The organism is Nonomuraea sp. NPDC050663 (assembly GCF_044456985.1).
Lineage (GTDB): Bacteria > Actinomycetota > Actinomycetes > Streptosporangiales > Streptosporangiaceae > Nonomuraea.
The window spans coordinates 488,954-513,253 of the sequence record NZ_JBITGL010000005.1; the positions used below are offsets into that span (position 1 = coordinate 488,954).

23 protein-coding genes are annotated in these 24,300 nt (G+C 70.9%); 16 read left to right on the forward strand and 7 right to left on the reverse strand.

The window, feature by feature from the left end:
• Complete coding sequence (locus ACIBH1_RS19310; protein ID WP_397315156.1) at positions 1–858, forward strand: MurR/RpiR family transcriptional regulator; 858 nt, start codon at positions 1–3, stop codon at positions 856–858.
• Here the strand turns inward: ACIBH1_RS19310 and ACIBH1_RS19315 are convergent.
• The 3 genes from ACIBH1_RS19315 to ACIBH1_RS19325 are packed head-to-tail and all read right to left on the reverse strand — an operon-like array spanning position 838 to position 3,089.
• Positions 838–1,587 (reverse strand): ABC transporter permease, encoded by a 750-nt coding sequence (locus ACIBH1_RS19315; RefSeq protein WP_397315157.1) that lies wholly within the window; start codon positions 1,585–1,587, stop codon positions 838–840. The genes ACIBH1_RS19310 and ACIBH1_RS19315 overlap by 21 nt on opposite strands.
• Positions 1,584–2,537, reverse strand: coding sequence for an ATP-binding cassette domain-containing protein (locus tag ACIBH1_RS19320; RefSeq protein ID WP_397315158.1), 954 nt, complete (start codon positions 2,535–2,537; stop codon positions 1,584–1,586). The genes ACIBH1_RS19315 and ACIBH1_RS19320 overlap by 4 nt, the downstream gene beginning before the upstream one ends.
• Before the next feature lie 21 nt (positions 2,538–2,558).
• Positions 2,559–3,089, reverse strand: coding sequence for a PadR family transcriptional regulator (locus tag ACIBH1_RS19325; protein WP_397315159.1), 531 nt, complete (start codon positions 3,087–3,089; stop codon positions 2,559–2,561).
• A gap of 29 nt (positions 3,090–3,118) precedes the next feature.
• Here ACIBH1_RS19325 and ACIBH1_RS19330 point away from each other — a divergent pair, with 29 nt between their 5' ends.
• The 5 genes from ACIBH1_RS19330 (at position 3,119) to ACIBH1_RS19350 (ending at position 8,540) form a co-directional block, all read left to right on the forward strand.
• Entirely contained in the window at positions 3,119–3,799 is a 681-nt protein-coding gene (locus tag ACIBH1_RS19330) for an SDR family oxidoreductase (protein WP_397315332.1), read from the forward strand.
• 59 nt (positions 3,800–3,858) lie between these two features.
• Positions 3,859–5,046 (forward strand): allantoate amidohydrolase, encoded by a 1,188-nt coding sequence (locus ACIBH1_RS19335; protein ID WP_397315160.1) that lies wholly within the window; start codon positions 3,859–3,861, stop codon positions 5,044–5,046.
• On the forward strand, positions 5,043–6,362 hold the full coding sequence (locus ACIBH1_RS19340; RefSeq protein ID WP_397315161.1) for a formimidoylglutamate deiminase: 1,320 nt from the start codon (positions 5,043–5,045) through the stop codon (positions 6,360–6,362). The genes ACIBH1_RS19335 and ACIBH1_RS19340 overlap by 4 nt, the downstream gene beginning before the upstream one ends.
• Complete coding sequence (gene hutI / locus ACIBH1_RS19345) at positions 6,359–7,489, forward strand: imidazolonepropionase (protein ID WP_397315163.1); 1,131 nt, start codon at positions 6,359–6,361, stop codon at positions 7,487–7,489. The genes ACIBH1_RS19340 and hutI overlap by 4 nt, the downstream gene beginning before the upstream one ends.
• Positions 7,490–7,598: 109 nt before the next feature.
• A complete protein-coding gene (locus ACIBH1_RS19350) occupies positions 7,599–8,540 on the forward strand; it encodes an RNA polymerase sigma factor RpoD/SigA (RefSeq protein WP_397315164.1) in 942 nt (313 codons plus the stop codon).
• 152 nt (positions 8,541–8,692) lie between these two features.
• On the opposite strand, the gene ACIBH1_RS19355 is transcribed toward ACIBH1_RS19350, so the two are convergent.
• Positions 8,693–9,067 (reverse strand): nuclear transport factor 2 family protein, encoded by a 375-nt coding sequence (locus ACIBH1_RS19355; protein ID WP_397315165.1) that lies wholly within the window; start codon positions 9,065–9,067, stop codon positions 8,693–8,695.
• 35 nt (positions 9,068–9,102) lie between these two features.
• Between ACIBH1_RS19355 and ACIBH1_RS19360 the strand changes: the two genes are divergently transcribed.
• The gene (locus ACIBH1_RS19360) at positions 9,103–9,705 is read left to right on the forward strand and encodes a CGNR zinc finger domain-containing protein (RefSeq protein WP_397315166.1); all 603 of its coding nucleotides are present in this window, start codon (positions 9,103–9,105) and stop codon (positions 9,703–9,705) included.
• Between the two features lie 103 nt (positions 9,706–9,808).
• On the opposite strand, the gene ACIBH1_RS19365 is transcribed toward ACIBH1_RS19360, so the two are convergent.
• Positions 9,809–10,444: a rhomboid family intramembrane serine protease gene (locus ACIBH1_RS19365; RefSeq protein ID WP_397315167.1), complete on the reverse strand. Its 636-nt coding sequence runs from the start codon at positions 10,442–10,444 to the stop codon at positions 9,809–9,811.
• A 37-nt stretch (positions 10,445–10,481) separates the two neighbouring features.
• A complete protein-coding gene (locus ACIBH1_RS19370; RefSeq protein ID WP_397315168.1) occupies positions 10,482–11,375 on the reverse strand; it encodes an ABC transporter substrate-binding protein in 894 nt (297 codons plus the stop codon).
• A gap of 256 nt (positions 11,376–11,631) precedes the next feature.
• Here ACIBH1_RS19370 and ACIBH1_RS19375 point away from each other — a divergent pair, with 256 nt between their 5' ends.
• The 9 genes from ACIBH1_RS19375 to ACIBH1_RS19415 all read left to right on the forward strand — a co-directional run bounded on the left by ACIBH1_RS19375 (position 11,632) and on the right by ACIBH1_RS19415 (position 23,501).
• A complete protein-coding gene (locus ACIBH1_RS19375; protein ID WP_397315169.1) occupies positions 11,632–12,990 on the forward strand; it encodes an ammonium transporter in 1,359 nt (452 codons plus the stop codon).
• Complete coding sequence (locus ACIBH1_RS19380) at positions 12,987–13,325, forward strand: P-II family nitrogen regulator (RefSeq protein WP_181611949.1); 339 nt, start codon at positions 12,987–12,989, stop codon at positions 13,323–13,325. Before ACIBH1_RS19375 ends, ACIBH1_RS19380 begins: the two co-directional genes overlap by 4 nt.
• Before the next feature lie 45 nt (positions 13,326–13,370).
• A complete protein-coding gene (locus ACIBH1_RS19385) occupies positions 13,371–15,596 on the forward strand; it encodes a [protein-PII] uridylyltransferase (RefSeq protein ID WP_397315170.1) in 2,226 nt (741 codons plus the stop codon).
• A 233-nt stretch (positions 15,597–15,829) separates the two neighbouring features.
• Entirely contained in the window at positions 15,830–18,802 is a 2,973-nt protein-coding gene (locus ACIBH1_RS19390; protein ID WP_397315171.1) for a nitrate- and nitrite sensing domain-containing protein, read from the forward strand.
• 52 nt (positions 18,803–18,854) lie between these two features.
• Positions 18,855–19,277: a roadblock/LC7 domain-containing protein gene (locus tag ACIBH1_RS19395; protein WP_181611952.1), complete on the forward strand. Its 423-nt coding sequence runs from the start codon at positions 18,855–18,857 to the stop codon at positions 19,275–19,277.
• A gap of 4 nt (positions 19,278–19,281) precedes the next feature.
• Complete coding sequence (locus ACIBH1_RS19400; RefSeq protein WP_220133820.1) at positions 19,282–19,647, forward strand: DUF742 domain-containing protein; 366 nt, start codon at positions 19,282–19,284, stop codon at positions 19,645–19,647.
• Between the two features lie 7 nt (positions 19,648–19,654).
• On the forward strand, positions 19,655–20,212 hold the full coding sequence (locus ACIBH1_RS19405) for an ATP/GTP-binding protein (RefSeq protein WP_181612183.1): 558 nt from the start codon (positions 19,655–19,657) through the stop codon (positions 20,210–20,212).
• A gap of 119 nt (positions 20,213–20,331) precedes the next feature.
• The gene (locus ACIBH1_RS19410) at positions 20,332–22,836 is read left to right on the forward strand and encodes an ATP-binding protein (protein WP_397315334.1); all 2,505 of its coding nucleotides are present in this window, start codon (positions 20,332–20,334) and stop codon (positions 22,834–22,836) included.
• Positions 22,833–23,501, forward strand: a complete 669-nt coding sequence (locus tag ACIBH1_RS19415; RefSeq protein ID WP_397315172.1) for a response regulator — start codon at positions 22,833–22,835, stop codon at positions 23,499–23,501. The genes ACIBH1_RS19410 and ACIBH1_RS19415 overlap by 4 nt, the downstream gene beginning before the upstream one ends.
• Positions 23,502–23,511: 10 nt before the next feature.
• Here ACIBH1_RS19415 and ACIBH1_RS19420 read toward each other — a convergent pair whose 3' ends face one another.
• Positions 23,512–24,267 (reverse strand): TetR/AcrR family transcriptional regulator, encoded by a 756-nt coding sequence (locus ACIBH1_RS19420; protein ID WP_397315173.1) that lies wholly within the window; start codon positions 24,265–24,267, stop codon positions 23,512–23,514.
• Between the last annotated feature and the right edge of the window lie 33 nt (positions 24,268–24,300).

The following is a 24,300-nucleotide window of genomic DNA, read 5'->3' on the forward strand; positions in this document are numbered from 1 at the left end:
ATGGGCGGTCTCGGCGGGCTCCTCGACGGGGTACGGCTGTCGCCCGCCCAGCGCAGGATCGCCCTCTACCTCTCCGAACACCTCGACGAGGCGATCTTCCTGTCCAGCGTCGAGCTGGCCGAGCGGGCCGGCGTCAGCCAGCCGTCGGTGACGAGGTTCGCCGTGGCGCTGGGTTTCGCCGGCTATCCGGAGTTGCGCCAGGCGCTCAGGCCGCTGGTGCTGGGCCGTACGGCTGACGCGCCCGGCCTGATCGAGAGCGCGATCGACGGCGAGATCCGCAACCTCGGCCTGCTCCGTTCCCGGCTCGACGGCACCCCTGCCGTGGAAGCCGGCAGCGACGAAGCGCCGCCGGCTCCTCTGCGGATCAAGGAGGCGGGGGAGGCGCTGGCCGCGGCGGACCCGCTGCCGATCTTCGGTCTGCGGGTCTCGGCCGGCCTGGCCACCACGCTCGGCTACTACGCCAGGCTCATCCACCCCGACGTGCGGTTGTTCACCCACGGCGGCTCCGAACTGCTCGACGGGCTGCGCATCGTGCAGCGCGCGGGCGCACAGTGGGTGCTCGCCGTGGTGCTGCCGCGCTATCCCGCCGAGTCGATCCAGGCGCTGGAGTACGCCGACAAGCTGGGGCTCAGGCGCGTGGTGATCACCGACCGGCCGGGCCTGCCCGCCGACATCACGCTCGACGCGCCCGTCGGCGACAGGCTGGTCTTCGACTCGCACGCCGCTCCGCTGGCGGTGGCCATGGCCCTGGTGGAGGCCATGGCCGACGCGGCGCCGCTGCGCACCCAGGCCCGGCTGGAAGACTACGAACGCTCCTCCGACGAGGCCGGCATCTTCCTACCCGGCGAGCCGCCGTAGCCCGCGCACCGACCACGAGATCGTCAGCGCGGCCAGGCCCAGCATGATGACGAAGCCGAGCACCACGTTGAGGTCGCCGAAGTCGCTGGCGAACAGGGCGCGCCCGGCCTCCGTCGGGTGGTAGAACGGCGTGAACCAGGCGACCTTCTCCAGCCAGTCGGGCCCGTAGGCCATCGGCAGCAGCGCGCCCGACAGCAGCATGAGCGGGAGCATGACGAACTGCATGATCGAGCCCATGGCGTTCTCGTCCTTGGTCGCCAGGGCCAGGCCGTAGGCGGCTCCGGCGGCCATCAGCCCGGTCGCGACCATCAGCAGCAGCATCAGCACGAGCGCGAGGACGCCGATCCGCATGCCGAGCACGAAGCCGAGCACCAGGAAGACCGCCGACTGCACCAGCAGCATCACGGTGTCGCGCAGCATGCGGCCCAGCAGGATCGACGGACGCGAGGCGGGGCTGACCGCCAGCCGCTCCAGCACTCCGGACTTCAGCTCCATGATCGTGCCGTAGCCCGCGGTGAAGGAGCTGAAGAGCGCCGTCATGACGAGCATGCCGGGCGCGAAGACGTCGAGCGCCTTGCCCATGTCTCCGTTGAAGGCCTGCCCGGCGAAGAGCGGGGCGAACAGCAGCAGGTAGAGCACCGGCTGCATCAGCCCGAGCAGCGGCCAGACCGGGTTGCGCATGAGCGCGCGCATCTCGTACCCGAAGAACAACCAGGTGTCGCGGATCATGATTCTGCTCCGGTGTCACGCAGCGAACGGCCGGTCTTGGCCAGGAAGACGTCGTCCAGGGTCGCGCTGGTCATGGCGATGGACTTGATCTGGAGATGCTGCTCCTCCAGGGTGCGCAGCAGCGAGGCCAGGGTGTGCTCGCCGTCGTCGACGTAGACGCGCAGCACGTCGTCGTCGACGCGGGTCTCCTTGGCGTGCGGCGTGAGCACCTCGGCGCCGCGGCCGGGGTCGTCAAGGCGCAGCGAGATCACATCGCCCTGGATCTGCCGCTTGAGCTCGGAGGCGGTGCCCTCGGCCACGATCACGCCGTGGTCGACGATCGCCAGCCGGTCGCACAGGGCGTCGGCCTCCTCCAGGTAGTGCGTCGACAGCAGCACGCTGGTGCCCTGCTCGCGCAGCTCGGCGATGCGGTCCCAGAGGTTGGCGCGGTTCTGCGGGTCCAGGCCGGTGGTGGGCTCGTCGAGGAAGAGCAGCGGCGGGCTGTGCACCAGGCCCAGGCCGATGGCCACGCGGCGCTTCTGGCCTCCGGAGAGGGTGCGGGCGGGCCGGTCGGCGAACTCGACCAGGTCGAGGCGCTTGAGGACGCTCTCGACGGCGGTCTCGACGTCGGCGACGCCGTAGATCCTGGCGCCGAAGGTGATCTGGGCGCGGGGGCTGACGTTCTCGTCGACCCCGCCGGCCTGGCTGACGTAGCCCAGGCTGCGCCGTACCAGGCCGGGCTCCTTGAGCAGGTTGTGCCCGGCCACCGTGGCGGTGCCGGAGTCGGGGGTGATGAGCGTGGCCAGCATCCGGATGGTGGTGGTCTTGCCGGCGCCGTTGGGTCCGAGGACGCCGTAGATCTGGCCCTTGTCGACCTGCAGGCTGACCTCTTTGACCGCCTCGACGGTCTGGGTGCCTTTTCTGGATTTAGTAGTGAATGTCTTACGCAGTTTCTGCGCATTGATGATCATCGGGGGGATGTCTCCTCTTGGTTAGGGGAGGTCTTCGTCCTCGACTCGTCCGACCGCCTGCCGGCACCAGGCCAGCTGGGTCTCGAGCATGCCGATGGACAGGCGCAGGTTCTCGTCGACGTGGCGGGGGGCGCCGAAGGCCTGCTTGCCGCCGATGGAACGCTTGTACATCTCGACGGTGAATTCAAGGTGTTTTATCCGCGCGGCCAGCGCGGCGAGCAGGGCCGGGCGCTCCATCCGGTCCATGAACATCAGCGAGACCTGGAACGGGTCGACGATCGGCTGGATCTCGTGCCAGCCGGAGACCAGCATGCGATGGAACTGCAGGCGGCCCATGTCGGTGATGCCGTAGACGGTCTTGCCGCCCTTGCCGACCTCGACGATCTCCAGCAGGCCCTCGTCGGCCATCTTGGCGAGCCCGTGGTAGATCGAGCCGAAGGCCACGTTGGCCCAGCTGTCGGCGCCCCACAATTCCAGGGTCTGACGCACCCTGTAGCCGGTGAGCGGCTCGTCGAGCAGGGTGCCGAGGATCAGCAGGCGCGTCGAGGACATACTCAAATTTGAATACAAACTTGAGTATGATGTCAACCGTGAAGACCGCACTGATCACCGGAGCCTCCCGCGGCGTGGGCGCCGCCCTGGCCCGCGCCCTGGCGCCCACCCACCGGCTCGTCCTGGGCGGCCGTGACCGCGCCGCGCTCGACGCCCTCGCCGCGGAGCTGCCCGGCGCCACCGTCTGGCCCGTGGAGCTGACCTCGGTCACCGCGGCCGACCTGCCCGAGCTCGACCGGCTCGACGTGCTGGTGCACAGCGCCGGCGTGGTGCGCCTGGGCTCCGTCGCCGACACTCCGGCGCGGGTCTGGCGCGACACCTACGAGGTCAACGTGGTCGCCGTCGCCGAGCTGACCCGGCTGCTGCTGCCCGCCCTGCGCGCCGCCTCCGGCCACGTGGTCTGCGTCAACTCGGGCGCCGGGCTCAACGCCAACGCCGGATGGGGGTCGTACGCCGCCTCGAAGTTCGCCATGCGCGCCTTCGCCGACGTGCTGCGGCAGGAGGAGCCGGGTCTGCGGGTGACGACCGTGTACCCCGGGCGCATCGCCACCGACATGCAGCGATCGGTGCGCGAGCAGGAGGGCGAGGAGTTCGAGCCGTCCAACTACCTGGAGGCCGACTCGGTGGCCAGGGCGATCGTGGCCGCGCTGGAGGCGGGACCCGACGCGCACCTCACGGATCTGACGCTGCGCCCGCGCCCGCGGTCCTGACCTCCTCGGCGGGCGTGTGAGCTTCCCGGTGAATGAAGTCATTCACTACAGTGGGATCCATGCTCGAAGACCTGGCCCGCATCGGGCTCGACCCCTCGACCGGCGGCTACGTGCGTGACGCCTGGTCGGCCGCCGACCTGACCCTGCGCGAGTGGTTCCGCGACCAGGCCGCCCGTCGCGGCCTGGACCTGCACGAAGACCGCAACGGCAACCAGTGGGCCTGGTGGGGCGACTCCTCGCGCGAGCCGGGCGTGGTCACCGGCAGCCACCTCGACTCGGTGCGGCAGGGTGGCGCGTTCGACGGGCCGCTCGGCGTCGTCTCCGCCTTCCAGGCGGTCGACCTGCTCAGGGAGCGGGGTTTCACCCCGTCCAAGCCGATCGGCGTCGCCTGCTTCACCGACGAGGAGGGAGCGCGTTTCGGGGTGCCGTGCATGGGTTCGCGGCTGCTGACGGGCGTGCTCGACCCCGAGCGGGCCCGCGGCCTGGCCGACGACGACGGCGACCGGCTCGGCGAGGTGCTGGCCAGGCAGGGACGCAAGCCCGAGGACCTGGGAGCCGACCCCGAGACGCTGGCGCGGATCGGGGTGTTCGTCGAACTCCACGTCGAGCAGGGCCGCGGGCTGGCCGACCACGACTGCCCCGTCGGCGTCGCGTCGGCGATCTGGCCGCACGGGCGCTGGCGCTTCGACTTCCGCGGCCAGGCCAACCACGCCGGGACCACGCGGCTGGAGGACCGCGACGACCCGATGCTCGCCTACGCGGCCAAGGTACTGGCCGCGCGGGAGGCCGCGGTCAAGCACGGCGTGGTGGCGACCTTCGGCAAGCTGCGGGTCTCGCCCAACAACGCCAACGCCATCCCCGGGCTGGTGTCGGCCTGGCTCGACTCGCGCGGCGCCGGCGAGGCCGAGGTGCGCGCGCTGGTCGCCGAGCTGTCCGAGGGGGCCGCGGTCAGCGAGGAGTCGTGGACTCCCGTCGTGGACTTCGACGTCGCCCTCAGGGAGCGGGTGGCGGTCGCCGCCCACCGCGCGCTCGGCGCTCCCGGCGGGCCCGGGATGATGGTGCCCGTGCTGCCGACCGGCGCCGGGCACGACGCCGGGATCCTGGCCGGGGCCGGCGTGCCGAGCGCGATGCTTTTCGTGCGCAACCCGACGGGTATCTCCCACTCTCCTGAGGAACACGCCGAGCGGGCCGACTGCGAGGCGGGTGTCGCCGCGCTGGCGGGCGTGCTCGAGGAGTTGACCCGATGACGACGTACTGGTGCGAACACGCGTGGCTGCCCGACGGGCTCGCGCAGAGCATGCTCATCGAGGTCGAGGGCGAGCGGATCGCCCGGATCGGCCAGGGCGCGCAGGGCAGCGCGGAGAGGCTGGCGGGACTGACGATCCCGGGCCTGGCCAACGCCCACTCCCACGCCTTCCACCGGGCGCTGCGCGGCCACACCCAGGCGGGCAAGGGCGACTTCTGGACCTGGCGCGACCAGATGTACTCGATCGCGGCCACGCTCGACCCCGAGTCGTACCTGAACCTCGCCAGGGCCGTCTACGCGGAGATGGCGCTGGCCGGCGTCACCTGCGTGGGCGAGTTCCACTACCTGCACCACGGTCCCGGCGGCGTGCCGTACCAGGATCCCAACGAGATGGGCCACGCGCTCGTGCGGGCCGCGCGCGACGCCGGCCTGCGCATCACGCTCCTCGACACCTGCTACCTCACCGGAGGCGTCGGCACGGCGCTGGCCGGCGCGCAGCTCAGGTTCGGCGACGGTACGGCGGAGCAGTGGGCGGTCAGGGCCGAGGGGCTCGCCGCCGCCTACACGGGGCAGCACGACGTCGAGATCGGCGCCGCCGTCCACTCGGTCCGCGCGGTGCCGCCCGAGCAGATGCACGTCGTGAGCGAGTTCTCCCACCGCCACGCCGCGCCGCTGCACGCCCACGTCAGCGAGCAGCGCGCCGAGAACGACGCGTGCGTGCGCATGTACTCGGCCACGCCGGTGCAGCTCCTGCACGAGCACGGCGCGCTCGGCCCGCGCTCCACGGCCGTGCACGCCACCCACCTGAGCGAGGTCGACGTGCACCTGCTCGGCCACTCGCGCACCGCGGTGTGCATGTGCCCGACGACCGAGCGCGACCTGGCCGACGGCATCGGGCCCGCCCGCACCCTGTTCGAGCACGGCTCGCCGATCACGCTGGGCTCCGACAGCCACGCGGTGATCGACCTGTTCGAGGAGGCGCGGGCGGTCGAGCTGAACGAGCGGCTGGCCAGCGAGAAGCGCGGCCACTGGCCCGCCGCCGAGCTGCTGGCCGCCGCCACCTCGGCCGGGCACGCCTCGCTCGGCTTCCCCGACGCCGGGATGCTGGTGCCGGGCGCCTGGGCGGACCTGGTGTCCGTGCGCACGGACTCGGTCCGTACGGCGGGCACGGCGGGAGCCGAGGCCGTGGTCTTCGCGGCCACGGCGGCCGACGTGCACAGCGTCGTGTCGGGCGGACGCCGGATCGTCGAGGACGGCCGGCATGTTCTGGGAAACACCGGCCAGGCGCTGGCCGAAGCGATTGGAGCCCTCAGGTGAGCCTGCTCATCGACAACATCGGCCTGCTGTACACCGGCGACCCCGAGCGGGAGGAGCTCACCGGCGCGGCGGTCGTCATCCAGGACGACCGCATCGAGTGGGTGGGAGAGTCGGGCAGGGCCCCCCAGACCGACGAGCGCCACGACGCGCAGGGACGCGCCGTCATCCCCGGCTTCGTCGACAGCCACGCCCACCTGGTCTTCGCGGGCGACCGCACGGCGGAGTTCAACGCCCGCATGTCCGGCCAGAGCTACAGCGCGGGAGGCATCCGCACCACCGTCGCGGCCACCCGCGCCGCCTCCGAGGAGGCACTCGACGCGCGCATGCGGGCGCTCGTCGCCGAGATGCGCGCCCAGGGCACCACCACCGTCGAGATCAAGAGCGGCTACGGGCTCACCGTCGACGACGAGGCCAGGGCGCTGCGCCTGGCCCGGCAGGTCACCGAGGAGACCACCTACCTCGGCGCCCACGTCGTGCCCCAGGGGATCGAGGCCGACGCCTACGTGCGGCTGGTGACCGGCGACATGCTCGCGGCCTGCGCGCCGTACGCGAAGTGGGTCGACGTCTTCTGCGAGCGCGGCGCCTTCGACGGCGACCAGACGCGGGAGATCCTCACCGCGGGGACGAAGGCGGGGCTGCTGCCCCGCGTGCACGCCAACCAGCTCACCGAAGGGCCGGGCGTGCGCATCGCCGTGGAACTCGACGCGGCCAGCGCCGACCACTGCACCCACCTCACCGACGCCGACGTCGAGGCGCTGGCCTCGTCGAACACGGTGGCCACGCTGCTGCCCGGCGCGGAGTTCTCCACCCGCTCGCCCTACCCCGACGCCAGGAGGCTGATCGACGCGGGCGCCACCGTGGCCATCGCCACCGACTGCAATCCCGGTTCGTCGTTCACGTCGTCGATGGCCTTTTGTATCGCGCTCGCCGTACGGGAAATGAGAATGACGCCTTTGGAGGCGATCAGAGCTGCAACGTACGGCGGAGCCAGGGCGCTACGGCGTGACGACATCGGCGTGATCTGCGCCGGCAACCGCGCTGACCTGGTCGTTCTTGACGCGCCGAGTTATGTGCACCTCGCATATCGCCCCGGAGTACCGATGATTACGCGCGTTTTCTCCTCCTGAAGGAGGAGGCGAGAAACCATCCGATCGGCGTAGTTCTTGGGGGAATCTTTGCCCCGGGCCGGACGTTGCCGGGGTATAGAACGCAGCTGCGGGAACGAGGTGCCTGGGGATGGCAAGGCCTACGGGGAATCGCACGCAGGAGCAGGCGGTCGCGGATCGCGATCTGCTTGGGACCTACCTGGCCGAGATCGGGCGGGTCCCGTTGCTCAGTGCCGAGGAGGAGGTAGACCTGGCCAAGCGCATTGAATCGGGGCTTTTCGCCGAGCAGATACTCGACAGCGGGGGCAGCGAGCCGCGCATCGGGGACGCGCTCGACGAGGAGCTCAACGCGCTGGCGGTGTCGGGGCAGCGGGCCAAGGACGAGTTCATCCAGGCCAACCTCCGGCTGGTGGTGGCGGTCGCGCGCAAGTACTCCGGGCGCGGCATGCCGTTGATCGACCTGGTCCAGGAGGGGAACCTGGGCCTGGTGCGCGCGGTGGAGAAGTTCGACTACCGGCGCGGGTACAAGTTCTCGACCTACGCCACGTGGTGGATCAGGCAGTCGGTGGGGCGGGCGATCCACGAGCAGGCGCGGCCGGTGCGGCTGCCCACGCACGCCGGCGAGCAGATGACGCGGCTGATGCGGGTGCGGCGCGACATGCTGGCCGAGTTCGACGTGGAGCCGACCGACGACGACCTGGCAGCGACGCTCGACCTGCCGATCGAGCGGGTGCGCGAGCTGCGCCGCTGGGCCTCCGACCCGGTGTCGCTGCAGCTGGGCGTCGGTGACGAGGACGAGACCGAGCTGGGCGACATGATCGCCGACGAGACGTGGGCGGACCCCGAGCAGCAGGCGATCGACATCCTGGAGCGCGAGCGGCTCGACGAGTGGCTGCACGGGCTGGAGGGCGACACGAGCGAGATGCTGCGCTGGCGTTACGGGCTGGTCGACGGGCGCGAGCACACGCTGACGGAGGTCGGCGAGCGTTACGGCATCGGCCGTGACCGCGCGCGGCGCATCGAGCGCGACGCGCTGGCCAGGCTCAGGAAGATGGCCTCCTCGGCCGCCTGAGCACCACGACGCTCGAATACGCGGAGAGCCCCGCCCGACCCCGGGCGGGGCTCTCCGCGTGTCTCCGGCCTACCGGCTCGGTGTGGTGTCTCCGGTCGATCTGCTCGGCGTACGCGTCTCCGGCCTACCGGTTCGGTGTGCGTGTCTCCGGTCTACCGGTTCGGCGTCGGGCTCACCTGGAAGAAGGCGGCCCTCCACTCCCCGTCCCTGCGCACCAGCACGGTCGTGGCGTACAGCCGCATGGTCATCGGACCGGCGCCTTCCGCCTGGACGTCGATCTCGACGGTGCTGCTGTGCACGAGGCTGTCGTCCGTAAGCCTGACGATCTTGTGGTCGGACTGCTCGGTGCGCGTGTACGGGTTCCGGTTCTCGGCGAACCCGCGCAGGATCGCGTCGCGGTCGGTGACCACGCCCCAGTGCGAGACGCTGATCGCGTCGTCGGTGAGGAACTTGTCGTAGAAGACGGCGTCGCCCCCGCGGTTGGCCTGCCATGCACGATCGGTGAGTTCGATGATCTCGTTGTCCATGACACCAGTTTAACCGGTGTCATAGGATGGTGTCCATGGAGATGGTGCTGACGGGCCGCGACGGCCAGAGCTTCCGCTTCGACGCGGGGACGTTGTGTCTGGAGTTCCTGCTGTCAGGAGTGCTGGAGCCGTGGGAGCAGCTGCACGAGGCCGCGGACCTGGCGGCCTGGATCCCGCGCTCGCGCCTGGGCGTCGAGGGGCCGGTCGAGGTGGGCGAGCACGAGATCGACGGGGCCAAGCGGCTGCGGGCGGCGATCTGGCGGCTGGCCGTGGGGGTGACAGGCGACAAGGAGATCACGCCGCCGATCTCGGGCGAGGCGTATCGGGCGGGGGAGCGCTCAGCGGACCTGGAGACGCTCAACACCTTCGCCGCCGCGCCCCCGCCGGTGCCGGTGATCGACGGGGAGCTGCGGCGGTCGTGGGCGGCGCCGGTCACGGGGGCGCAGTTCCTGTCGGCGGTGGCGCGTGACGCGGTGGAGCTGTTCGGCGGTGATCGGCTGGAGCGGTTGCGGATGTGCGGCGGCGACCGCTGCGCGCTGATATTTCTGGACACGTCACGGCCGGGGGCCCGCCGCTGGTGCTCCATGGACCGCTGCGGCAACCGCCACAAGATGCGCACCCGCCGCACCAGGACCTGAAGCGGCGCCAGAGCCCCGGTCGTGCCACGTCCCGCGCGATCAGGCCCCGGGTCGCACCAGGTCCCGCGCGATCAGCCCCCCGGTCGCGCCACGTCCCGCGCGATCAGAGCCCCAGGTCGTCCAATTCCTTGCGCAACGCCGCACGGGAGTCGGCCGGCGGTGGGGCGGCAGTCCGTGGGCGGTCGCGGAACAGCCAGCCGCCAGCCACGCCCGCCACGAACCCGAACACGTGGGCCTGCCAGCCGATCCCCTCCTGCGGCAGCAGCCCGGTGAAGGTGTAGGCGAAGCACAGCGCCATGACCACGCCCACCACGATGTCGATCAGATGCCGGTCGAAGACGCCGCGCACCAGGATGTAGCCGAAATACCCGAAGACCACGCCGCTGGCCCCGGCGCCGATGCTCATCGGGTCGCTGGTGAACCACGCCCCGAGGCCGCTGACCACGATGATCATCCCGGTCACCCAGAGGAACCTGCCGACCCCCCGGTAGGCGGCGAGGAAGCCGAAGATGAACAGCGGCCCGGAGTTGGCGTGGATGTGCCCCCAGCCCCAGTGCAGGAACGGCGCCGTGGCGATGTCGGGCAGGCTGGCGGGGTTCCACGCCTGGACGCCGAACTCGTGGCTCAGGGCGTAGCCGGCCATCCAGTTGACGATCTGCACCGCCCAGATGAAGGCCAGGAATCCGACCATCACCCAGAAGGCCTTACGCGCCTCCGCGACCATGATCTCCGCTGTCACGCGGTCGAGTATCAGGCCCCTGAGTCACGATCAGGGCTCAGCCCAGGTACTTCTGCAAGTCGTCGAGGATCTTCCCGGCGGCCGTGACGCCGATTCCGGTCATCCAGATCTCGTCGTCGACGTTGTGCTTGGCCGCCTTGAGGTTGCTCCACAGCGGGCCGGCCGTGATCGAGGCCTGCTGGTCCTGGGCCGCCTTGCCGTACGCCGTGTAGAAGAGCACGTCGGCGTCGGCCTGCGCCAGGTTCTCGGGCGACAGCTTGCCGAACCGCTTGTCGTCCTGGCCGGCGAGCAGCTGGGCCTCGGGCCTGGCCACGGCGGCGTCGCCGAGGACGATGCCGCTGAACGACTCGGGGCCGTAGACGCGGATCTCGGTGGGCATGAAGCGGACGATGCTCACCTTCTTGTCCGTCTTGATGGTCTTGGCGCGTGCCTCGTAGTCGGACAGGAGCGTGGCCGCCTGGTCCTTCTTGCCCAGCGCCTCGGCGTCGAGCAGGAAGTTCTCCTTCCAGGTGATGCCGACCTTCTCGGTGAAGACCGTGGGCGCGATCTTGGCGAGCTTGTCGTAGAGGGCGGCCTGGCGGAACTTGCTGCCGAGGATGAGGTCGGGCTTGAGTGCCGCGATGGCTTCCAGGCTGGGCGCCTGCAGCGTGCCGACGGGCTTGGTGTCGTTCAGCGCGGCGCCGAGGTAGGCGGGCCACTTCTGGTTCTCGCCGGCCTGGGCGGCGCCGACCGGGCTGAGCCCGAGCGAGACCATCGTGTCGAGCTTGTCGGTGTCGAGGACCACCACGCGCTTGGGCGTCTTGGGCACCGTGGTCTGGCCCATGGCGTGCTTGACGGTGGGCCCGTCGGCGGTGTTCGCCGGGCCGGTGGAGCCGCACGCGGACAGGGCCAGGACGGGGAGCACGGCCAGGACGGCCAGGCGCAGACGCATTTCTGTGAATCCTCTGTCGGCTAGTTAGGTAAGCCTAAGTATCCCATAAAGGCCCCTGTGAGCTGTCCGAAACATCCGCGAAACACCCTTCCTCCGAGATTCACGAATGCGAAACACACCTGGTCGTGCCCTGAAACGGCGGAAGAACACAGTTCGGTTCAGCGTCAGTGCGCAGCCGGTCGACGAGGCCCTGGAGGCGTCCACTGCGACTCGTGAACAACCGGCCACAGCCAATCTCTGAAGGAGGGTCGCGTCGATGATCGATGGCGGCACTACCACCTGGATGCTGGTATGCACCGCCCTGGTGCTGCTGATGACTCCAGGCCTCGCACTCTTCTACGGGGGCATGACCCGCGCCAAGAGCGTCCTGAACATGATGATGATGTCGTTCGCGAGCATCATCGTGGTCACGATCGCCTGGGTGATCTACGGCTTCTCCCTCTTCTTCGACGCCGCGGGTGACGGCAGCGGGTTCGTCAACAAGCTGGTCGGCGGCCTCGACTACCTCGGCCTGAGCGGCGTGTTCAACGCCGTCTACGAGAACCTCATCGTCGAGGACGCGGCCAAGCAGATCACGGCCGAGGCCGCGGCGGCCGACAACTTCCCGCTGATGGTCTTCTCGGCCTTCCAGCTGACCTTCGCGATCATCACGGTCGCCCTGATCAGCGGCGCGATCGCCGACCGTGCCAAGTTCGGCGCCTGGGTGCTGTTCGCCGGCGTCTGGGTGACGCTCGTCTACTTCCCGGTCGCGCACTGGGTCTGGGGCGGCGGCTGGCTGGGCCAGCTCGGCATCGAGGACTTCGCGGGCGGCACGGTCGTCCACATCAACGCCGGAGCCGCGGCCCTGGCCCTCGCCCTGGTGCTGGGCAAGCGCAAGGGCTGGGGCAAGGAGCCGATGCGCCCGCACAACCTGACCCTGGTCCTGCTCGGCACCGGCATCCTGTGGTTCGGGTGGTTCGGCTTCAACGCCGGCTCCGAGCTGGCTCCCGACCAGACCGCCGGTCTGGCCTTCATGAACACCCAGATCGCCACGGCCGTCGCCGCGGGCACCTGGATCGTCGTGGAGAAGCTGCGCGACAAGCACTCGACCACCCTGGGCGTGGCCTCGGGCGCGGTCGCCGGTCTGGTCGCCATCACTCCCGCCTGCGGCTTCGTCGACCCGTGGGCCGCCGCGGTCATCGGCCTGCTGGCCGGCGCCGCCTGCTGCTACGCGGTGGGCTGGAAGAACAAGCTCGGCTACGACGACTCGCTCGACGTGGTCGGCGTGCACCTGGTCGGCGGTGTCGTCGGCGCCGTCTCCCTGGGCTTCGTCGCCAACTACCCGTTCCTGCCCGGCCAGAACAAGGGTGTCCTGATGGAGGGCGGCCAGTGGAGCCAGGTGGGTCTGCAGATCCTCGGCCCGGTCGCCGTCGGTCTCTACTCCTTCGTGATCTCCTGGGTGCTCGGCAAGATCATCGACAAGACCATGGGCTTCCGTATCAGCGAGGAGGCCGAGGTCGCCGGCATCGACATCACGTCGCACGCCGAGACCGGCTACGACCTCGGTAGTGTTCACGCCTCCGGTGTGATCTCCTCCAACGGTCCCGTGAGCACAGTTAAGAAGGTGGACGCATGAGGCTCATCACCGCGGTCATCAAGCCCTTCAAGCTCGATGACGTGAAGGCCGCCCTGGAGCAGTTCGGGGTCAAGGGCATGACGGTCAGCGAGGCCAGCGGCTACGGCCGTCAGAAGGGCCACACCGAGGTCTACCGCGGCGCGGAGTACCAGGTCGACCTGGTGCCGAAGGTCCGTCTGGAGGTGCTGGCCGAGGAGGACGACGCCGAGGACGTGATCGACGTCATCGTCAAGGCCGCGCAGACCGGCAAGATCGGTGACGGCAAGGTCTGGTCCGTCCCGGTCGACACGGTCATCCGCGTCCGCACCGGTGAGCGCGGCCCCGAGGCGCTGTAGTGCAGAGGCTCCCGATGCTCGACGAAGCGCTCGGCGGGTAGCACGGTGCGAGGAGAAGCCCGCTCGTTCGCCGCGGCCCGCAAGGAGCGGGCCGCGGACATCGACCGCTGGCTGAAGGATCTGGCCCGTACGGCAGGCGCGATCGGCAAGGTCGCGCTTGTCGCGGTCGGCTCGCTGGGCCGCTCGGAGCTGGCTCCCGGCAGCGACCTGGACCTGGTCCTGCTGCACGACGGGAGCCAGGACATCGGCCGGGTGGCCGATCGGATCTGGTACCCGATCTGGGACTCGGGGGTCGGCCTCGACCACTCGGTCCGCACGGTCGACGAGGCCGTCAAGGTGGCCCGCCAGGACCTGAAGGCGGTGCTCGGCCTCATCCAGGCCAGGCACGTGGCGGGCGATCCCGAGCTGACCAGGAGCGTGCGCGAGGCGGTGCTGGCCGAGTGGCGCGCCGACTCCCGCCGCCGCCTCGGCGAGCTGCGCGAGGCAGCAGACAAGCGCGCCGAGAGCGCGGGGGAGCTGGCCTTCCTCCTCGAACCCGATCTGAAGGACTGCCGCGGCGGCCTGCGCGACGTGCAGGCGATGCAGGCCGTGGCCGCCGCCTGGGTGGCCTCCGCCCCCGGTCCGCGGGTGCGCGAGGCCTACGAGTTCGTCCTTGATGTACGGCACGCGCTGCACGTGGTGACCACCCGCGGCGCCGACCGGTTGGTGTTGCAGGAGCAGGACGCCGTCGCGGGCACTCTGGGGCTGCTCGACGCCGACGCGCTGATGCGCCGCCTGGCTGAGGCCGGCCGTACCGTCTCCCACGCCTTCGACGGCACCTGGCGCACGGTGGATCGCCTGCTGTCGGGCCCGACGCCGCGCGGGCGCCGGCCGGTCGCCGACGGCGTGGTCGAGCACGGCGGAGAGGTCGTGCTGGCCCGCGGGGTCGACCCGCGCAAGGATCCGGTCCTCGTGTTGCGCGCCGCGGCGGCGGCCGCCGAGGCCGGGCTGCCGCTGGCTCCCGCGACCGTCTCCACCCTGGCCGCCCAGTCGCCGCCCATGCCGGTGCCGTGGCCCACGCAGGCCCGCGACGCGCTGGTGGCGCTGCTGGGCGCGGGCCGCGCGGCGGTTCCGGTGTGGGAGGAGCTCGACCAGGCGGGCGTGCTGGTGAAGCTGCTGCCCGACTGGGAGCGGGTGCGGCACAGGCCGCAGCGCAATCCCATCCACCGTTTCACCGTCGACCGGCACCTGATCGAGGCCGCGGCGAACGCCGCCGCCTACACCCGCGAGGTGTCGCGCCCCGACCTGCTGCTGATCGCGGCGCTCTTCCACGACATCGGCAAGGGCTGGCCGGGCGACCATTCGGAGACCGGCGAGGTGGTCGTGCGCGACATCGGCTCGCGGCTCGGGCTGCCGGCGGCCGACGTGGACACGCTGGCCGCGGTCGTCCGGCACCATCTGCTGCTGCCGGAGACCGCGACCCGGCGCGACCTCGACGATCCGATGACGATCGAGAAGGTGGCCGAGGCGGTCGGTTCGCGCGAGGTGCTGGAGTTGTTGTCGGCGCTCGCGGTGGCCGACGGGCACGCCACCGGCCCGGCGGCGTGGAACAGCTGGAAGGCCGGGCTGGTCTCGGACCTGGTGCGGCGGGTGCGCTCGATGCTGGCGGGGTCGCCGCCGCCCAAGGCGCCCACGTTGTCGGTCGAGCAGACCGCGCTCGCCCGTCACGGGGGAGGGGCGGTGCGCGTGCAGGGGCCCAAGGTCACCGTGGTCGCCCCCGACCGTCCCGGGCTGCTCTGGCGCGCGGCGGGCGTGCTGGCCGCGCACCACCTGGTGATCCGCTCGGCCTCGTCGGCCGCCGCGGGCGACACCGCCGTGATCGAGTTCTCGGTGGTCCCTGAGTACGGCTCGCCGCCTGACCCGGCGACGCTGGAAGCCGATCTCCGCCTGGTGCTGGCCGGGCGCCTCGACATCGAGCAGCGGCTGGCGCGCAGGGCCCGGTCGATCAGGCCCGCGCGCGTGCCGGTGGCGCCTCCGCGCGTCTCGCTTGTTGACGACGCTTCTGCCACGGCGACAGTTGTGGAAGTCAGAGCGCACGACCGACCAGGGCTTTTGTGGCGGATTGGGCGTGCTTTCGGGGAATGTGGGCTTGACGTGAAAGCTGCGCGTGTGGAGACTCTGGGCGCGGAGGCGGTAGACGTCTTCTACGTGGTTGACCGCGCCGGTCGCCCCCTCAGCGACGACGCGCATCGCAGCGAAGTCCGTGACCAGGTGCTTGCCGCACTGCGATAACCGGACATGCACGGTCTGTGGTCACATTTGTAACAATTGTGTCGGTTTTGCCTGGTCATGCATGTGCTGCGGATACCTTGTGGACGACTTAATACCCGTTTTACCACGGGATGATCGAGGGGTAGCGAGCAGCGGTGACAACGCGTAACAACGTGCCGAACCCCGGCACAGGGGGTGCCTGGCCGGACCAAGGTGGGGCCCCCAAGGGCAGGCGCGACCGCCAGAAGCGGTCGATGCCCAAGTTCGCGCTGCGTAACTGGCGCGTGAGATGGCGTCTCACGGCGCTCATCCTGGTTCCCACCATCGCGGGCGTCACCCTCGCCGGCGCACGTGTGGTCACCTCCATCGAGAGCGTCGGCAGCTACACCCGCGTGGCCTCGGCCGCCGAGATGGCCGGACGCCTGCGCGAGACGCTTCAGGCCATCGGGCTGGAGCGTGACACCGTCGGCTGGTACGTGATCTCCGGCAACAACAAGTCACTCCGCGAGCACTCGGAAGCCCGGGTCAAGGACACCGACCGCGCCACCTCCCGGGTCCTGGAGGACCTGGCCACGATCGACGACTCCTACGGCACCCGCGCCGCCGAGCGCGCCAAGAGCGCCGCCGCCTCGCTACGCGGCCTGCCGAGCGTCCGCAAGGAGAAGAACCCCTCCCGCTACTCCGGCGTCGTCGACAACCTCCTGCGTCTGCACGAAGAGCTCAGCCTCATCACCAACGACCCGCAGATCGTCGGCCAGCTGCGTGGCCTGAGCGCGCTCGCCCGCGCCAAGGAGGCCATCTCCCAGCAGCGCATCATGCTGCTGCAGGCCTCCTACCAGGACGGCGCGACCACCGCCCAGCAGGTCGAGGACTTCATCGCGATGCGCGACCGGCAGAAGAGCGCCGTCAGCGCCTTCGGCTCCGAGGCCGGCTCCAAGGCCGCGCTCGACCTCAGCTCCGCGCTGAACCAGGAGAAGTACTACAAGACCGAGCTCACCAAGGCCCGGGCCATCGTGCTCGCAGGCTCCAAGGGCGCCTCGGGCGTGACGCTCCAGAAGCGCCTGATCGCCGACGACGCCAAGGGCATCACCGCCTGGTTCAACGACAACTCGTGGGTCGTCGAGCAGATCCGCACCCAGGTCGAGAAGAAGTACGCCGAGCAGGCCCTCCTGCGCGCCCAGGAACTGCGCGAGGCCGAGGTCCGCAACGCGATCCTCGCCGGTGTCGCGATCCTCGTGCTCCTTCTGCTGGTCCTGCTCCTGACCGTCGCGATCGCCCGCTCCATGGTCACCCCGCTGCGCCGCCTGCGCTCGGAGGCCCTGGAGATCGCCGGAATCCGGCTCCCCGACGTGGTGCGCAACCTGCGCGTCTCCGGCGAGACCACCCCGCCCGACGTGCTGCCCATCCCGATCGACGGCAAGGACGAGATCGGCGAGGTGGCCCAGGCCTTCGACGAGGTCCACCGCCAGGCCGTACGGCTCGCGGCCGAGGAGGCCGAGCTGCGCGGCAACATCAGCGCGATGTTCGTCAACCTCTCCCGCCGGACCCAGACGCTGGTGGAGCGCCAGATCTCCCTGATCGACGGTCTGGAGAAGGGCGAGCAGGACGGCGGCCGCCTGGCCGACCTGTTCAAGCTCGACCACCTGGCCACCCGCATGCGCCGCAACTCCGAGAACCTCCTGGTCCTCGCCGGTCACGAGCCCGCCCGGCGCCGCAGCCAGCCCGCCCGCCTCGTCGACGTCGTCCGCGCGGCGCTGTCGGAGGTCGAGGACTACGAGCGGGTCCAGGTCCGCGTGCACCGCGCCACCATGGTGGTCGGCAGCGCCGCCAACGACCTCGTCCACCTCGTCGCCGAGCTGGTCGAGAACGCCGTGCAGTTCTCGCCGAAGAACTCCCAGGTCGGCGTCTCCAGCAGTGTCATCGAGGGCGGCGGAGCGCTGCTGTCGGTGAGCGACTCCGGCATCTCGATGACCGACGAGGAGATCGCCGAGGCCAACCGGCGCCTGGCCGAGCCGCCCGTCGTGGACGTGTCGGTCTCCCGGCGCATGGGTCTGTTCGTGGTCGGCCGCCTGGCCCTGCGCCACGGCATCCGCGTGCAGCTGCGCAAGGGCGAGGGCAGCGGCCTGATCGCGATGATCCTGCTCCCTCAGTCGCTCATCCCCGACAGCGGCCAGCAGCCCGCGCCCCAGCGCCCCGCGTTCGGCGGCAACCAGAACTACCAGCCCCAGCCCAACGGCGCCTTCCCCTCCTACGGCGACAGCTGGGACACCACCGGCGCCGGTTCGGCGCAGCGCCAGGGTCTGGGCTCCTTCACCGCCGACACGACCGGCTCGTTCTCCCAGCCCAACGCGTTCACCCCCGGCTCGCATCCGAGCTTCCCGAGCAACCCGGGCAGCTACCCGAGCCTGGAGAACGCCGCCTTCCCGAGCCTCGACAACGCGAACTTCCCGAGCTTCCCCAGCGGTGACAATCCGCTTCCCCAGCGGGAGCCGCGTCCCCATGGCGACGGCGCCCAGGGGCAGCCCGGATTCGGCGACCAGCGCCCCGGCTCCGCGTTCCCGTCGTTCGGCTCCAACGACCAGCCCTCCGGCAACCCGTACCCGTCGTTCGGCTCGAACGACCAGGCGGGCGGGTCCTTCTCGTCCTTCGGGCAGAACGAGCCGCAGACGGGCGCCTTCAGCAGGCCCACCGGGGCTTTCCCCAACCCGATGGCCGCGCCGCACTCCACCGGAGAGCTGCGCCGGCCGCCGCACCAGCCCCCGTCGGTCGAGGTCTCGCCGATGGAGCCGGAGCGCGAGGAGTTCCTGCCGATCTTCGCCGCGGTGGAGTCGGCCTGGTTCCGCAGGCCCGACGCGACCAGCGACTCGCAGCGCCCGGCCACGCCGGCCGCGGCCGCCGCTTCCGCGGGACCCGAGGCGCAGAGCTCACCCGCGCCTGCCGTACCCTCTGGCGAGGACGCCTGGCGCACGGCGGCCGACGCCGGCTGGCGCGCGGCCCAGGCGGCCAGTGACCCCAGCCTCGGTGGCATCACCCAGGCTGGACTGCCCCGCCGTACCCCCAAGGCCAACCTGGTTCCTGGCACGGTCAGTCAGTCGGCCCAGCCGCAGCAGCCGCAGCCGGCAGCCCCCGTCCCGCCGCCCTCGGCGGACCGGGTGCGCAGCCGCCTGTCCAGCTTCCAGCAGGGTGTCCGGCGTGGCCGCGCCGAGCTCAACGAGCAGGAGGACTGAGCGTGAGCGAGCTTAAGAACCTGCGCACGCTTGCGATCAAGGAGGAAGTAGCGTGACGACCCTCAGTCATGAGGCTCATCGGTTCGACTGGTTGATCACCGACTTCGTGCGCAACACCCCCGGTGTCGCCCACGCCGTCGTGGTCTCCGCCGACGGACTGTGCCTGGCCGCTTCCGAGGGCTTCCCCCCGGACCGCGCCGACCAGCTCGCCGCGGTCTCGGCCGGGCTGCTCTCGCTCACCGTGGGCGCGTCCCGGGTGTTCGAGGGTGGCGCCGTGACGCAGACGGTCGTGGAGATGCAGCGCGGGCTGCTGCTGGTCATGGCGATCAGCGACGGCTCCGTGCTCACCGTCCTGGCCGCGCCCGACTGTGACATGGGACTGGTGGCCTACCAGATGACCCTGCTGGTCGACCGGGCCGGACAGGCGCTGACGCCGTCGCTCCGGGCCGAGCTGCAGGCCGCGCGGATCCGGTGATGTGATGGTGTACGGCGCCGACGGCGCGGGGGAGGACGAGCCCCTGTTCCGCCCGTATGCGGTGACGGGCGGCCGGTCGGAACCTCGCTATCACCTCGCGATGGAGACCCTGGTCTCCTCGATGTCGATCCCGGACGACGAGCTCGCCCTGCTCACCCCCGAGCAGGAGGCCATCATGCAGCTGTGCAGGACCTTCCGCTCCGTGGCGGAGATCTCGGCTCTGCTGCGTGTCCCCCTGGGGGTGGCCCGCGTGCTGGTCGCGGACATGTCCGACGAAGGACTCGTCCGCCTGCACCAGCCGCAGCTGAAGCAGGGACAGCCAGACCTCACTATGCTCGAAAGGGTGCTCAGTGGACTTCGCAGGCTCTAGCCCCGGGCTGACTTCCACGAAGATCGTGGTGGCCGGTGGCTTCGGCGTCGGCAAGACGACGTTCGTGGGCGCCGTGTCCGAGATCCTCCCGCTGACGACCGAGGCGGTCATGACCGACGCCTCGGCGAGCGTGGACGACCTGTCGCTCACGCCGACCAAGCAGACCACCACGGTCGCGATGGACTTCGGCCGGCTCTCGCTCGACCGTGATCTGATCCTGTACCTGTTCGGCACGCCCGGACAGCACCGGTTCTGGTTCATGTGGGACGACCTGGTGCGCGGTGCGATCGGCGCGGTCGTGCTGGTCGACACCCGCCGCCTGGCCGACAGCTTCCCGGCGATCGACTACTTCGAAGAGGCCAAGCTGCCCTTCGTGATCGCGATCAACGGGTGGGACGGCTCCTTCCTGCACGGCGAGGACGAGGTCCGCGAGGCTCTCGCGCTCTCGCCGCACGTGCCGATCGTGCGCACCGACGCGCGCCACCGCGAGGCGGTCAAGCAGACGCTGATCACGCTCGTGGAGCACGTCGTGCGCATCCGCGCCGCCTACGGGGCGCCGGCCTAGGCACGCACACTTTCCCACCGGTTCCGGCGCTCGCCGGAACCGGTTTTCGGGTTTTCCGGCCGGCGGCCCCCAGGTCCGGCCTGGATAGGGTGAAGGGGCTGATCGAGAGGGGGATCGACGTGCCTCGGGGCAGGTTGAGGGTCTATCTGGGCGCCGCGCCCGGGGTGGGCAAGACCTTCGCCATGCTCGGGGAGGGACGCCGGGCCATGGAGCGCGGGCGCGACGTGGTCGTCGGCTTCGTCGAGACCCACGGCAGGGTGCACACCGCCGAACTGCTCGACGGGCTGGAGGTCGTGCCGCGCGCGCTGGTCCAGCACCGGGGGAGCAGCTTCACCGAGCTCGACGTGCCGGCCGTGCTGGCCCGCGCGCCCAAGGTGGTGCTGATCGACGAGCTGGCCCACACCAACGTGCCTGGCTCGCGCAACGCCAAACGCTGGCAGGACGTCGAGGAGATCCTCGAGGCGGGCGTCAACGTCATCTCGACGCTCAACGTGCAGCACCTGGAGTCGCTCAACGACGTGGTGCACGAGATCACCGGGGTGCAGCAGCGCGAGACCGTCCCCGACGAGGTCGTACGGCGGGCCGACCAGGTCGAGCTCGTCGACATGGCGCCGGAGGCGCTGCGGCGGCGCCTGGCGCACGGCAATGTCTACCCTCCCGAGAAGGTCGACGCCGCGCTGTCCAACTACTTCCGCGAGGGCAACCTCACGGCGCTGCGAGAACTGGCGCTGCTGTGGGTCGCGGGCAAGGTCGACGAGCAGCTCGACCGCTACCGGGCCGACCACGGCATCCGCGGCACCTGGGAGGCGCGCGAGCGGGTCGTGGTGGCGCTGACCGGCGGGCCGGAGGGCGACACGCTCATCAGGCGGGCCGCCAGGGTCGCCGACCGCAGCAAGGGCGCCGATCTGCTGGCCGTCCACGTCACCCGCGCCGACGGGCCGGCGACCGGCGACCCCGCCCACCTGGCACGCCAGCGCGGCCTGGCCGAGTCTCTCGGCGGCACCTACCACCAGGTGGTCGGCGACGACATCCCCAAGGCGCTGCTGGAGTTCGCCTCCGCGGTGAACGCCACCCAGCTGGTGCTGGGGGCCTCGCGGCGAGGGCGCCTGGCCCAGCTGCTGTCGCGCGGCGTCGGGGTGGAGACGATCGCCCAGTCGGGCTCCATCGACGTCCACATGATCACGCACGCCGAGGCCAAGCGGGGCAGGCGGCGCCGCCAGCGGTCCAGGGCCGCGCTGACCCGGCGGCGACGGCTGACCGGCTGGGCGATGGCGGTGCTGGGCATGCCGGGCCTGGCCGCCGCCCTGATCCCGGCCCGCGAGGAGCTGTCGCTGCCCAGCCAGATCCTCTTCTTCCTGGTGATGACCATCGCGGTCGCGCTGGTCGGCGGCATGTGGCCGGCGGTCACCGCGGCGGTGGCGGGCTCGGTGCTGCTCAACTACTACTTCACCTCGCCGCTGCACGAGTTCATGATCAGCAGTCCCGACAACTTCTTCGCGCTGGTGGTGTTCGTGCTGGTGGCGGTCGCGGTGAGCAGCATCGTCGACACCGCTGCCCGCCGTACGAGAGAGGCCGCGCAGGCCGGCGCCGACGCCGAGATCCTGGCCACGCTGGCCGGACACGTCCTGCGCGGGGAGTCGGCGCTGCCGTCGCTGCTGGCCCGCCTGCGCGAGACCTTCGGCCTGAGCGCCGCGACCCTGCTCGAACGCTCCGCCGACCAGGAGTGGCGGATCGTCGCCACCTCCGGCGGGCCGCCGTGCGCCACCCCCGCGCAGGGCGACACCGACGTGGTGATCGACGAGAACCTGGTGCTCGCCGCCAGGGGCGAGCCGCTGGAGGCCGCCGACCGCCGGGTCCTGGAGGCCTTCGCCGCCGAGATCGCGGTGGCGCTGCGCCACCAGCGGCTGGCCGAGGCGGCCTCGCGCGCCCAGCCGCTGGCCGAGGCCGATCGGATGCGCACGGCGCTGCTCGCTGCCGTCAGCCACGACCTGCGCACCCCGCTGGCCTCCGCCAAGGCCGCGGTCGACTCGCTGCTGTCGACGGAGGTCGACTGGTCGCCAGGCGACCGGCGCGAACTGCTGGCCACCGCGGAGGAGTCGCTGGCCAAGCTGAACCAGCTGGTCGTCAACCTGCTCGACATGAGCAGGCTGCAGGCGGGCGTGCTCGGGGTGGCCGCGCAGCCGGTGGCGCTGGAGGAGATCGTGCCCCGCGCGGTCGACGAGCTGGGCCCGCTGGCCGACCGGGTCGAGGGCGACATCTCCTTCGAGCTGCCCGAGGTGGTGGCCGACCCGGCGCTGCTCGAACGGGTCCTGGTCAACCTGATGGCCAACGCGGTCCGATACAGTCCGGCCGACCGCACCGTGCTGGTGAGCGCCAGCCGGCACGGGGGCCAGGTGGAGATCCGCGTGGCCGACCGCGGTCCCGGCATCCCGCCGGAGGCTCACGAGCGGGTCTTCCAGCCCTTCCAGCGGCTGGGCGACCGCGACAACCACAGCGGCGTCGGGCTGGGGCTGGCCCTGTCGCGTGGCCTGACCGAGGCCATGGGCGGCACCCTGACGCCGGAGGAGACACCCGGGGGAGGCCTCACCATGACCCTGACACTGCCGATCGAGGAAAGACCATGACCCGCGTCCTCGTCGTCGACGACGAACCGCAGATCCTGCGCGCGTTGCGCATCAACCTGGCCGCCAGGCACTACGAGGTGGCCGAGGCCGCCGACGGCGGCCAGGCGCTGCGGCTGGCCGCGGAGTTCCGCCCTGACGTGGTCGTCCTCGACCTCGGCCTGCCCGACATCGACGGGGTCGACGTGATCCACGGCATCAGGGGCTGGAGCTCGATGCCGATCCTGGTCCTCTCGGGGCGTGCGGGCAACCAGGACAAGGTCGAGGCCCTCGACGCGGGCGCCGACGACTACGTCACCAAGCCGTTCAACATCGAGGAGCTGCTGGCGCGCCTGCGGGCGGTGACCCGGCGCATGGTGCTGCACGAGGAGGGGCTGTCCAAGATCAAGATCGGTGACCATCTCGTCGACCTGACCGGCAAGACGGTCTCGGGCGACGTACGGCTGACGCCGACCGAGTGGCACATTCTGGAGATCCTCCTGCACAACCCCGGCAAGCTGGTCAGCCAGCGGCAGCTGCTGACCGAGGTGTGGGGAGCCAAGTACCTCAGGGAGACCCACTACCTGCGCCAGTATCTGGGGCAGCTGCGGCGCAAGCTGGAGCGTGATCCCGCGCACCCGGTCCACCTGATCACCGAGCCCGGGATGGGCTACCGCTTCCAGCCCTGAGCCCCGGGTCTCAGGCGCGCACCAGCGCCGCGACGCCGTCGAGGATGCGCTCCAGGCCGAACTCGAAGGCGTGGTCGGGGTCGTAGGCCGCCTGGTGGGCCTCGCCCGCCGCCTGGCCGACGCGGGCGGCGACCGGGTAGCGGGTGGTGTCGGCGATGCGCGCGAGGAACGGCGCGTGCGCGGCCCACCACTGCTCGTCCGACAATCCGGTGGCCTGTTCGGCGCGGGCGACGTCGACGGCGCCGCGCGCGCTGCCGTGCACGAAGTCGGTGACGAGCGTCAGCACGGAGTCCATCTCGATGTCGGTCAGGCCGATGCCGTCGATGGCGCGCAGCTCGTATTCGTACTTGGCCGTCACGTTGGGCCCGAGCACCGGCCGGTTGCTGGCGACCTGGAGCAGCCAGGGGTGTCGCAGGTAGAGCGCCCAGTTCTCGCGGGCGATGTGGCGGAGGCGGTCGCGCCAGTCGCCCGGCACGTCCTCGGGCCGGTCGGTCTCGCCGTAGACGGTGTCGAGCATGACGTCGAGCAGCTCCGGCTTGCCCGGCACGTAGGTGTACAGGGACATGGTGCCGACGCCGAGCTTCTCGGCGACCCGGCGCATCGACAGCGCCTGCAGGCTCTCCTCGTCGGCGATGGCGATGGCCGCGCGGACGATGCGGTCGACGTTGAGCTCCGGCTTGCCCTTGCGGCTGGGCTTCTCGCTGGTGCGCCAGAGCAGCGCCAGGCTGCGGGCGGGGTCGCCCTTGCCTGAGTACTCGGTGGTCATGATTCGTACGGTACACCGTACGCTTGCCTGTCA